The following is an 11,612-nucleotide window of genomic DNA, read 5'->3' on the forward strand; positions in this document are numbered from 1 at the left end:
TCAGTGGCGAAAGTGTCGCACTCCTGTAAGGACCATCGCCACACCATGTTCATCGGCGGCGGCGATGAGCTCCGCGTCGCGAACCGAGCCACCAGGCTGGATGACGCAGGTAGCGCCCGCCCGGGCCACCTCGTCCAACCCATCCCGGAAGGGGAAGAAGGCATCCGAGGCCACGGCGCTGCCCTTGAGGGCCTCCCCACCACGCGCTGCGGCAATCTTCACTGAATCCACGCGACTGGTCTGCCCCCCTCCGGCCGCCAACAGCCGGTCCGCGGAGGAGAAGACGATCGCGTTGCTCTTCACATGCTTGCACACCCTCCAGGCGAAGCGAAGAGCCCGCTCCTCCTCGGCGGTGGGCTTCCGCTGGGTAACGACCTTCCACTCGAGCGGGGGCTCGGCCGCATCCTTGTCCTGGAGGAGCAGGCCACCGGACACGCTCCGGGCCTCCAGCTGGACGCGGGGCCGAGCCTCGGCGGAGGCGAGCGCGGGGCCTGCCTCCAGCAGCCGCAGGTTCTTCTTCGCGGCCAGCACCTGAAGCGCGGCGGCCGAGTAGGAGGGAGCGATGACCGCCTCCAGGAACGTCTCCGCCAGCGCCTGGGCGCACGCCTCATCCACCTCGCGGTTGAGCGCGACGATGCCGCCAAAGGCGGACACCTCATCCGCCGCGCGCGCCGTGCGGTAGGCGCGCACCAGCGCCTCATCCAACGCCACGCCGCAAGGGGTGTTGTGCTTGATGATGACGGCGCAGGGCTGCTCGGGGAACTCCAGGACGAGCCCGAGCGCCGCATCCAGGTCCAGCAGGTTGTTGTAGGACAGCTCCTTGCCCTGGAGGACCTTGGAGAAGGCCACCGTGGGCTCGGAGGGCGTGGTGTACTCGCGATAGAAGGCGCCGCGCTGGTGGGGGTTCTCGCCGTAGCGAAGGCCCTGCACCTTCTGGAAGGGCAGCGACAGTTCCGCGGGGAAGGGCTCCTGGGCCTGCCCGGAGAGCCACCCGGCGATGGCCGCGTCATAGGCCGCCGTATGCGAGAACGCCTTGCGCATCAGCCGGCGCCGCGTCTCCTCCCCCACCCCGCCCGACTTCTCCAACTCCTCCAGCACCGCCCCGTAGTCGTCCGGGTCCACCACCACGCTCACATGGCGGTAGTTCTTCGCCGCCGCGCGGACCATGGCCGGACCGCCAATGTCGATCTGCTCGATGACGTCGGCCTCACCGGCGCCCGAGGCCACCGTCTGCCGGAAGGGATAGAGGTTCACCGCGACGAGGGAGATGGGCGTAATCCCGTGCTGGGACATCTCCAACCGGTCGCTCTCCACATCCAGCCGCCCGAGCAGGCCGCCGTGGATGCGGGGGTGGAGCGTCTTCACCCGACCGCCGAGGATCTCCGGGCTCTGCGTGTGCTCGGAGACCTTGGTGGCGGGCACGCCCGCGGCCTGGAGCGCCGCGAGGGTGCCACCGGTGGACAACAACCGGAAGCCACGCTGGACCAAGCCCTGCGCGAAGGGGACCAGGCCGCGCTTGTCGGAAACGCTGAGGAGAGCCAGCACTGGGGTTGCGCGCCTCGCGGTGAGAGGGGAGGAAGGCGGCGGTGTTAGCAACCGCCCCCCAGGGTGTCAACGCGCCGCGTGGGCCGTGTCCTTCCCGTCACAGGCCCCCGCGACTCAGGGCTTGCGGGCCGAAACCGGAGGCTCGGCCTCGGTGGCCTCGCGCAGCTTCATCAGCCCGCGCGTCTCCACCTGGCGGATGCGCTCGCGGGTGAGGTTCATGATCTCCCCCACCTCCTCGAGCGTGATGCCGCCCTTCTCCGCCACGTCCAGGGCGCAGGTGTGCTCCAGCTCCCAGATCTCCTTGTCCGGGAAGTTGAGCTTGATGGAGCCCGTCTCCGGGTTCACATCCAGATACAGGTTGTGCTTGCAGGAGACGAACAAGCACGGCCGAGGCCCGTTGATGCAGTCGGCCCGGGTGCGAGGCCGCTGGTCCTCGATGAGGTTGAGGAGATCGCCCTCCTCGGGATCCACCTGCCCGGCCAGCCGCCGACGGCGCAGATCCCTGGCCATCTCCTTGCGCGACATGGTCTTGGAGCGGCGGCGCTCCGCCGGCTTCTCCTCCTCCGCGCCCCCCTCCTCGCCCTGAAGTTGCTTCACTTCCGACATGTCCCCTCCAGATGTTTCCAATCTATCCGGTTGTCCTGGCCGGTTGCATCCTATTGCGAACCGGGCGTTTCGTCTCCGCGTGCCGTGACGGCGCTGCCCAGACGTGCCACGTCCCGAACCAGATCCTGCGCGCGACGCCGCAGGGTTGCCAACTGCTCCTCGAGCGCCTGGCGGTGCTCTCCACCGAATGGACGCCCTCCCAGCTCTGACTGAAACCCGTTGAGCACCTCGGCCAGGTCTCGCTCGAGCTGGTCGATGTGGTTTCGATGGAAGAGGAACGAGCGCTTGATGTCCTCGAGCGTGTGTCCCTCGGCCATCATCTTCTTGATGGCGTTGATACGCCGTACGGCCTCCACCGGGTAGAGGCCCAGGCTGCCCTGGTGCTTGCCCTTGCGGCCGACCCGTCGGCTGCGCGGCAGCAGGCCCGCCTGCACGTACTTGCGGAAGGTGGCCTCCGAGAGCTGCACGCCGCGAGGGCGGAAGATCTCCAGGATCGCGCTCGCCGGAAGGCCTCCGGCGAAGTCGCGCTCGATCCGGTCAATCTCCTCGGGCCCCAGCAATTCCATGTCTTCCATTCAGTAGAAGGTACTGAAGAGATTCCATTGAATGCCAGAATCGAGCGTGGACTGTCAAGCCGGAAAGGCCCGGAGGTGGGTTGTTCAAAAGTGAACGGAACCCGGAACGCGGGTGCCCGAGCAGGCCTGGGGCCTGGCGGGACGTGCGCTCAGCGGTGGGGAATCAAAGGCGGTAGGCGCTCAGAAAAAGCGGAACTCGCGGACCAGCCTGCCGTTGGGCTCGATGGTGATGGTCTCCACCTTCTCGCCCTTCGGGTGCCGAACGGTGAGCTGGTGCTTGCCCGGAGTCAGCTTGAAGGAGCCCTGGCCCGAGACATCGCCGAGCTGCTTTCCGTTCACCAGGACGGTGGCGTAGGGCATGGCCTTGACCACGAGCGTGCCCTTTGCGGAAGCAGGCGCGGCGGGGCGGGTGTCCGCCGGGGCGGGCACAGGGGTGGGCGTGACAGCGAGCGCTCCGGCATCCGCGGTGCCCGCGTCCGGGGAAGCCTCAGCCACGGGAGGGGCCTCCGTAGCCGGCGCGGGAGCGGGAGGAGCCACCTCGGCCACCGGCTCGCTCTTCGGGGGAGCCGCAGGCGGCGGGTTCAGCTTCGCCTCGGCCACCGGCTCAGGACCCGAGGTGGCGCCCGGAACAGGCTGCGGCCCCTGCGTCCGCGCTCGGACCAGGGCCGCGACGCCCACCATGGCCACGAGCACCAGCACGCCCAGCCCCACCCACAGCCCGACGCGCCGGGGCGCGGCCTCCGTGGGCATGGGCGAGGGAGCGGGCGTCGGTAGCGACACGGTCGGCTCATACCGAGGAGCCTCGGGCTCCACCTCGGCGGGCTGCACGGCTGGCAGGGGCTTGCCGGGAGTGTTCACCCGAGGGGGAAGCGACGACTTCTTGGAGGCCGAGCCCTCCGCCTGGCGCCCCAGCAAGTGGGTGGAGGCGTGGGCGTCCTCGTCCGGCGAGAGGCCAGAGCGGCCCCCCTCCACTCCCGGAGACGTCGAGCCCTTGCGGCCCTTGGCCCCGGGCATCACGGCGGTGGGCTCACGGCGCGAAGGCTCCGCCTCCGACTCGGAGGGCTTGGCGCCGCCTGTCTTCTGCGTGCGATCCGGCAGCGCCGTCAGCGCCACCGCGGAGGGCACACCTCCGATATAGACGCGGCGCACGAAGGAGGACACGTCCGTGTCATCCGCGGTCTGGGCGTGGTTGAACACGCACTGGATGAGCGCCCGCTCGAGCTCGCCGGCCGTCTGGTACCGCCCGTCGAGGTCCCGCTCCAGCGCCTTCATCACCACAGCGTCCAGGTCCTCGGGGACGTCCGGGTTGAGGCGAGCCGGGTTGGGGATGACGCTCTGCTGCACCGCGCGCAGCACTGCCAACTCCGAGTCCCCGTCGAACAGCCGGCCTCCGGTGAGCATCTCCCAGAGGACGATGCCCAGGGCGAACACGTCCGTGCGCGCGTCCACGGCCTCGCCGCGGGACTGCTCGGGGGACATGTACGCGAACTTGCCCTTGAGCATGCCCGGCGAGGTGAGCTTGTTGCCCGCCTTGGCGATGCCGAAGTCGGTGAGCTTCACCGCCCCATCGAAGGAGATGAGCACGTTGTGCGGGGTGACGTCGCGGTGGACGAGGAACAGCGGCTCGCCGTTGACCTTGAGCCGGTGGGCGTAGTGCAGCCCGCGCGCCACCTCCGCGCCGATGTGCGCCACCAGCACCGGCGGCATCGACTCCAGGGTCTCCTTGCACTTCTTGCGCAGGTCCGCGAGCGAGCAGCCGCGCACGTACTCCATGGCCAGGTAGTACGTGTCCTCGTGCTTCTCGAAGTCGAAGATCTGCACCACGTTGGCGTGGTTGAGCCGCGAGGCCACCCGCGCCTCGGCGATGAACATGTCCACGAAGCCGGGATCGGTCGCCAGGAACGAGCGGATCCGCTTGATGACGACTTCCTTCTCGAAGCCCTCGGCGCCATGGGAGTTGGCCAGGTAGATCTCCGCCATCCCGCCCTCGGCGAGCTTGCTGCGAACGATGTACTTGCCAATCTGGGTACCGGCGGCGAGCGTCAAGGGAGAGTCCGAAGCATGGCTAGAACTTCACCACGACTTTGTTCAAGCCGGTGGCCTTCACTTCCACCCGCTGGGTGAGCGTCCGGCCCAGGTCGGGGTTGTGGAACTTGCACTGGTACACGCCCACGGGCAGCGACACCGCCTCGAAGGGCGTAGTGCCGAGGTTGCGACCGCCGCAGGAGACCTCCGCCCACGGCGTCACCGCGAAGCGCACCATCGCCCGGGGCGCATCCGGAGGAGGCTTGGGCGGCTCTCCGCGCGTCTGCTTGATCGTCCCCGCGGCGACAGGAGGAGCCGGCTTGGGCAGCGGCTCGAGCTCGAAGCGCTCCCGCTGCGCGGGGCCCGCGCCTACCTTCACCTTGCGCGAGAGCGGGCGGTACTGCGCGGCGTTCACCCGCACCTCCAGCTCCTGCTCGGCCTTGGCCTGCACCACCAGAGGGCCCGCGCCGCGCTCCACCCCATCCACGAAGATCGTCGCCTGAGCGGGCTCGGTCTCCAGGGTGAGCTGTACCTGCACGGGAGCCGGCGGCGGCTTCTCCACCATGGGCGGCGGCGGCTTCTCCACCACGGGCGGCGGCGCCTTCACCGGCGGCGGAACGGGCGAGAGCTTCAGCACCGGAGCCGTCACCGTACCGGTGGCGGGGATCTCCACCGTGGCACGCAGCTCCTGATAACCCTCCCGGGAGAGCGTCACGGGGTAGTTGCCCTGGGCCATGCCGGGCAACACCAGCGGCGTCGCGCCGGGCAGCAGCCTGCCGTCGAACACCACCTTGGCGCCCGGAGGCACCGTCTCCAGCCGCACCGTGGCCTGAGGCAGCGCCGCGGGCCGCAGGTAGACCCAGAGGAGGAGCGCCACCGCCACGGCCGACACGGTCGCGGCGATGGCGGCGATCCAGCGCCGCGTGCTCACGCTCGTCGGCGCCGTCATGTCCGTGCGAGACGGGGCCTCCAGCTCGGGGCGCGTCGCCAGGCGGGGCTCCGGCTCCTGGCGGCGAACGTCCGCCGTCTGCCGGGGCGTGGGGCGCCGCTCCGCGCGGGGCCGCTCCGCGTCGGAATCGCGCCGCGCCTCGACGCTCTTCATGGCCCGCGAGGGACGCTGAACGGTGCGATCGGTCACCTCGGCCGGATCGAGGGGAACCGGCCCGGTCGCGGGCGCGGTGAAGGAAGCGGCGGGCACCAGCTCCCCGCGCTCGGCCCGGGTCACCTCCTTGGTGGAGGGACCCGGCATGATGCCGGAGCGGCGCTGCCCCTCGACAGCGGCCCGCTGGCCCGTGGCGGGAGGATCCTCGTCCACCACCACCGTGCCAGCACGTGCCTCCCGCGCGAGCCGCTCCGCGTACAGCTCACGCATGAAGGCCGAGAGCTCTGTCGAGGTCGCCGGGTGCTTCTGGGCGCCCAGCCACCCCTCGAGCGCCACCTGCAGCTGGAGCGCCTCGGCGTAGCGGGCCTCCGGCTCCTTGGCGAGCGCCTTCATGACGATGGCGCTCAGCTCCGGCGGCACGCGTGGGCTGACCTGGGAGGGCGGCGTCACCTGGCACTCCGACACCGCCGACAGCGTCTGCATGTCGCTGGAGCGCTTGAAGAGGCGCATGCCGGTGACCAGCTCGTAGAGCACCACCCCCAGCGCGAACACGTCGCTGCGGCAGTCCACACGCTGACCGGCGGCCTGCTCCGGGGACATGTACGAGTACTTGCCCTTGAGCACCCCCGAGCGCGTGACGGTGGCCTGGTCAGCCGCCTTGGCGATGCCGAAGTCCACCACCTTCACCGCGCCAGCGAAGGACACCAGGATGTTCTGCGGCGACACGTCCCGGTGGACGATGTTCAGCGGCTTGCCCGAGGGGTCCGTCTTCTTGTGCGCGTAGTCCAGGCCGGCGCACGCATCGATGATGATGCGACAGGCCAGGGACACGGGCAGCGGTCGCCCCTGCGAATCGGCCCGCTTGCACATGCGCCGCACGTCCTCGCCGTGGATGTACTCCATGGCCAGGAAGAAGCTGTCGTCCTGCGCCCCCAGGTCGTGGATCTGCACGATGTTGGGGTGGGCCAGCCGCGCGGCGATACGGGCCTCGTCCAGGAACATCCGGATGAAGTCCACGTTCTCCGCCAGATGCGGAAGGATGCGCTTGACCACCACCAGCTCGTCGGAGGGCTCGGCCACCTTGCGGCGCGCAAGGTAGATCTGCGCCATCCCGCCCATGGCGAGCTTCTTCACTAGCTGGTAGTTGCCGTAGTTTTCGAGCGACACAGTGCGCGGCTTACAAAGATCCCGAGCGTAAGCCCCACCGCCAGGGGGGTCAAACCCCTGATTCGCTTTCAAGAAATCGAGACAGGACAGGGAGCAACCGAGCGAACGGGCCCCTACCCGCCCCGACGCACCGGGCGCTGCTCCCGCGTCTCACGCATGAGCGCTTCCAGCTCTTCCACGTGGCGGCGCAGCACCGGCATCAGCAGCGGGGTGTCGTCCACCCGGTCGAAGAGCTCCAGGACGCGGTCCACCCGGCGCTCGATCTCCTCGGCCCGGGTGGGAGAGATGCGCCGCAGCAGCAGATCGGCGCCGGCCTCCATCAGCACGCGGGCCACGGCATCACGCGAGGTGAGCGGCTCATCCGGGCGGCGCTGGCCCTCTCCACGAATGACGCGCAGGCCGGGCGCGGCGCCGCGCGACGATGAGGGGGCGGGCGTGGAAGGCACCGCTTGCTTGGGCTGACGGGTACTCACCGGACGCCTCCTCGGCTGCGACGGGGACGGGCTCAGGGTACTCAGCACGTGGGGTCCTCCAACTTTCTGGTCATCCGCACAGGTAGATGCAGCCCTGTAGCACCTGGGGCCGACATCCCTGTGCGGAGCCGGAAAATCGGCCCCGCCCTGCCCTGCCCCGCCGCGCCTACTGGCAGGCGCGACGGTAGGAGATCTGCACTCGAGCGCCCGGCGAGGGGCTCGGAGAGAAGACGACCGTGTTGGTGGCGGCCTCGTAGCTCCAGCCGCTGGTGGCGGGCGTGCCGTTGACGCGCACCGACACCGAGCCCGGATCCGGCAGCTCGCTCAGCGGGAAGCGGTCCTGCGGGGAGAAGGCCTTGTTGGCCACATTGCGCAGCAGCGGCGCGTAGTCCGGAGCGCACACGGAGAGCACCTCGCCGCCCGTGCGCGTCGCGGCCTCGGCGTAGCGCGTGCCCTCGCCGCCCGCCGTGGAGCAGGCCACGCCCGTGGGGGCGATGGCGTAGATCGTCATGCGCTGCGGCTGGAACTCGCCCTTCTTCGCCTGGAAGAAGCGCACGTAGGTGTCCACGCTGTCGGGCGAGTGGTCGTCCTCATCGCCCACGAAGACCACCACCAGCGCCGCCTCGTCCCGCAGGAAGCCCGCGTTGCCGTCATTGGGCATCGGGGTGCGCGGATCATCCGCGCTGCTCACGAGCGGCTCGGACAGCGCCCGGCGCACGGCCTCGAAGCCCTGCTCCACCGAGGCGCACTGGCCCACCTGGGAGTTGCCCTGCAGGCGCGTGGCCAGGTCGGGCATCCGGTGGTTGAGGATGCGCGTGCGGCTGCCATCCACCGGGAAGAAGCGGCCGGCCTCGCCACCATCCGCGCCACCTGGGCACATGTTGGACTCCGGGGCGATGCCCGTGGTCGTCACCGCCACGCGCAGATCCACGTTCTTGGTCAGCGCCGTGTTCACGAAGTCCGGCAGCGCGTTCACGAAGCGCGGCTGCTCCTCGACCATGGAGGCGGTGTTGTCCACCACGAAGAGCACGTCGACCTTGGAGCCGTCCTGCTGCACGAAGGTGTCCGTCTTCTCCACGCGCTTGGAGGACTCACCCAGCAGCGGCACGAGCAGCGGCTGGGGCAGATCGCCCACGTCCACGAAGAGCGGCGACACGTTCATGCCGCTGACCTGGGCGAAGTACTCCACCTCGGCCGAGAAGGCCTCGCCCGGCTGCAGCGTGAAGGGCCGGGGCGTGGGCGCCGAGCGCAGGGAGAACTCCACGTCCGTGGTGCCCGGCCCCAGGCGCACGTCCGACACGGTGATCGGCGCGGAGCACGCGTTGAGATAGTTCACCTGGCGCGGCGCCGGCGGGCAGTCCTTGCGGGCGACGCCGAAGTCCACGAAGCGCGGCGTGGGCACCAGGCATGCCTCCTGCGAGTGAGCCTGGAGCGGCACCAGGACCAGCGGGTTGGCCGGGTCGCCCTGCTCGACCTGCACCGTGCCCAGGAACGAGCCGCCCGTGGCCGGCGCGTTGAAGGCCACCTGGAAGGCGAACCAGTCGTTCGGGTACATGACGACGCCGTCCAGCTCGCCACCGGGCATGCGGAACACCCCGCCCCCGTCATCCCTCAGCCGGATGTTCTTCACCGGGCACAGATCCGTGCCGACGTTCTGCAGCTTCAAGGCGAGGATCGCCCCCCGGCGGGGAGGCACCGTGCCGAAGTTCAGCGCGGCCGGAGTAACGGCCAGCTGGCACGGCGCGTGACGCTCGGAGAGACCCTTGAAGTCGAGCCGCACCACGCCCGCGTTGAACGCGTTGGTCGCCAGCATCAACGCCCCAGTGGCGGCGCCCTCGCGCGTGGGCTCGAAGAAGACCTTGAAGTTGACCTCCTCACCGGGGCCCAGCGTGTGCGGCACCGGCAGCGGCGAGTGGTTGAACTGCGACGGGCCGGCAGGATCCGGCTGGAAGTCCATGCTGGAGATCTTCAGCGGCCCGCCGTTCGCCGAGCCGCAGTTCTTCACGTTGACGACGATCGACGTCTTGGAGCCCAGCGGCCGAGCGCCGAAGTCATGCTCCACCGGAGAGATGCACAGCTCCGCCGCGCCGCCGTGGCCCTTGAGCGGCACCGAGGTGGTGGGGTTGCGCCGGCTCACCACGTGGTAGTGCGCGACGTCCTCCGCGGGGCCCATGTGGCCAGGGCTGTAGCGCAGCTCCCACTCGCGCGCCTCTCCCGGCTGGAGCACCAGCGGAAAGTCGTTGATGGCGTGGCTGAACGAGACATCGCGCCCCTCCAGCTCCAAGCGCGTCACCTGCATCGGCTCGGTGCTGATGTTGCGGATGCGCGACACCAGCTTCTTGTCCTTGTCGATGGGCACCCCGCCGTAGTCCAGCTCCGTCGGCTCGGCCACCACCGCCCGGTCCAGCGCCTCGGCGGCCACGTGTACCGGCACGTCCGCGCAGCCCCGGCACGGCGTCACCGCCAGCGCCACGCTCTTGCGGCCCACCTTCACCGGGTTGAACGTCAGCGGCAGCTCCCGCGTCTCCCCCGGCCCGAGTGTCACCGGCTCGATGGCGAACTCGCCCTGGTCCGCGCCCAGCAGCCGCGTGGACACCTCCACCGGCATGTCCGTGGGGTTCTCCACCCGGACGCCCAGCGTCTTGGAGGAGTCCGCCTCGATGCGGCCGAAGTCCAGCTTGTGCGGCGACACGCGTGCCCAGGCGTCCACGCCCGCGCCCTGCAGCGGAATGCGCAGGATGGGCTCCAACTTCGCGTCCGAGTGGATGACGAGCGTGGCCGGCAGCGCCCCAGGCTCCAGCGGAGCGAAGCGCACCTTCAGCCCGCACTCGCTCCCGGGCAGCAGGCTGTGCGGCCCTTCATGGGTGAAGGACGCCAGGTAGGTGCCGTCCGGCCCCTCGACCCAGACCTCATCCACCGTGATTCGCGCGCGGCCCACGTTGCGCAGCGTCACCTGCGCCTCGCGCCCGTCGAACACTGCCACGCGCTGGAAGTCGATCCCCGCCGGCGTCGCCGTCAACCGCCCGTCCGCCGTGGAAGCACGCTCCCGATCCGCACACCCGGCCAACAACCCCACCACGAGGGCCCACAGGCCCCAGCGCCCACTCATGGCACCCATCCCCACCCCCACACCATCACCCCATCCGGCCAACCAGGCGTTCCCAGAACCCACCATGGGAATCCCAGAGGATCAGGTGGCGAAGCTAGGCACCTACCCAGAGCCGAGCAAGCACACACCCATGGGTACGGGGGTGGAGTTGCCGGGAAGTCGAAGGCGCGGCAGTTGCCCTGGGGCAGGTGTCCGCCAGCGAACGCCTCGCGGGCCGATCAGAACTTCGGAATGCGCAGTGTCTTACTGATCATCGCGCTGCCGCTCAGGGCATACAGCAGCACCAAGGGGTGCAGCGTCAACGGCCCCAGGTTCCATTGCCCGCCCAGCATCTCCTGACCCGGGCCGATGCGGCCCATCCAGGTGGCCACTGCCAGCACCGCCACCAGGCCGAGGCTGGTGGGAATGGGCGTGCCCTCGAAGTACTTCACCTTGCCGGTGCCGTCGCTCAGCTCCGCCGCCGTCACGTTGAAGCGCGCCAGCCGGCTGATGCCGCAGGCCACGAAATAGAGGAGCACCATCACGTCCAGCGCCCCCCGCATCCCCACCGCGAAGGCGAGCGCCGCCGGGGCCATTCCAAAGGAGATGACGTCGGCCAGCGAGTCCAGGTCCGCGCCCAGCGGCGAGGACTTGAAGCGCCAGCGGGCGATGCGGCCATCGGCGAAGTCCAGCACCAGCGCCAGCGGCATCAGCGCGAAGGCGATCCACAGCCAGTGCAGCTCGCCCGAGGCCAGGTATTGCATCGCCGACAGGATTGCCCCCGAGCCCGAGAAGCCGTTGCCCAGCGTGACGAAGTCCGCGAGCACGAAGGTGCGGATCATCGAGAAGTGGCGGCGGGGTGGTTTCTCGTGGGACTCAGTCGTCATTCGGACTCTCCTCCCGTCTCCGAGGACGGTCTCCCTTGAGGGCAAACCATCCCCGGGATCGCGCGGCGGCACCACGCTTTTCTGGCACGCTCAGCGAGCGCGGCTGTCCAGATTTCACCAAGACCGCCGCTTCGGCCCGCCCAC

General features: G+C 69.8%; 8 protein-coding genes. All 8 read right to left on the bottom strand.

Translation table 11 applies throughout. The features are described 5' to 3' along the window. On the bottom strand, positions 1-1,545 hold the full coding sequence (purH, locus tag SYV04_RS00705; protein WP_321543599.1) for a bifunctional phosphoribosylaminoimidazolecarboxamide formyltransferase/IMP cyclohydrolase: 1,545 nt from the start codon (positions 1,543-1,545) through the stop codon (positions 1-3). Between the two features lie 114 nt (positions 1,546-1,659). Beyond that, complete coding sequence (locus SYV04_RS00710) at positions 1,660-2,151, bottom strand: sigma factor-like helix-turn-helix DNA-binding protein (RefSeq protein ID WP_321543600.1); 492 nt, start codon at positions 2,149-2,151, stop codon at positions 1,660-1,662. Between the two features lie 50 nt (positions 2,152-2,201). Next, the gene (locus tag SYV04_RS00715) at positions 2,202-2,726 is read right to left on the bottom strand and encodes a MerR family transcriptional regulator (protein ID WP_321543601.1); all 525 of its coding nucleotides are present in this window, start codon (positions 2,724-2,726) and stop codon (positions 2,202-2,204) included. Positions 2,727-2,906: 180 nt separating this feature from the next. Continuing rightward, entirely contained in the window at positions 2,907-4,772 is a 1,866-nt protein-coding gene (locus SYV04_RS00720) for a serine/threonine protein kinase (protein ID WP_321543602.1), read from the bottom strand. 19 nt (positions 4,773-4,791) lie between these two features. Beyond that, entirely contained in the window at positions 4,792-7,020 is a 2,229-nt protein-coding gene (locus SYV04_RS00725) for a protein kinase domain-containing protein (RefSeq protein ID WP_321543603.1), read from the bottom strand. Between the two features lie 113 nt (positions 7,021-7,133). Further along, on the bottom strand, positions 7,134-7,493 hold the full coding sequence (locus SYV04_RS00730) for a hypothetical protein (RefSeq protein ID WP_321543604.1): 360 nt from the start codon (positions 7,491-7,493) through the stop codon (positions 7,134-7,136). Positions 7,494-7,659: 166 nt separating this feature from the next. Further along, positions 7,660-10,602, bottom strand: coding sequence for a choice-of-anchor D domain-containing protein (locus SYV04_RS00735; RefSeq protein WP_321543605.1), 2,943 nt, complete (start codon positions 10,600-10,602; stop codon positions 7,660-7,662). A gap of 218 nt (positions 10,603-10,820) precedes the next feature. Next, entirely contained in the window at positions 10,821-11,468 is a 648-nt protein-coding gene (gene pssA, locus SYV04_RS00740) for a CDP-diacylglycerol--serine O-phosphatidyltransferase (protein ID WP_321543606.1), read from the bottom strand. Positions 11,469-11,612: the final 144 nt, after the last annotated feature.

This window comes from Hyalangium ruber, assembly GCF_034259325.1.
Classification (GTDB): Bacteria; Myxococcota; Myxococcia; order Myxococcales; family Myxococcaceae; genus Hyalangium_A; species Hyalangium_A rubrum.

What these genes read in the sequence shown, in the direction of transcription:
- SYV04_RS00710 (WP_321543600.1), bottom strand. Translation starts at nt 2,151, where the DNA reads ATGTCGGAAGTGAAGCAACTTCAGGGCGAGGAGGGGGGCGCGGAGGAG.
- SYV04_RS00715 (WP_321543601.1), bottom strand. Translation starts at nt 2,726, where the DNA reads ATGGAAGACATGGAATTGCTGGGGCCCGAGGAGATTGACCGGATCGAG.
- SYV04_RS00735 (WP_321543605.1), bottom strand. Translation starts at nt 10,602, where the DNA reads ATGAGTGGGCGCTGGGGCCTGTGGGCCCTCGTGGTGGGGTTGTTGGCC.
- pssA (WP_321543606.1), bottom strand. Translation starts at nt 11,468, where the DNA reads ATGACGACTGAGTCCCACGAGAAACCACCCCGCCGCCACTTCTCGATG.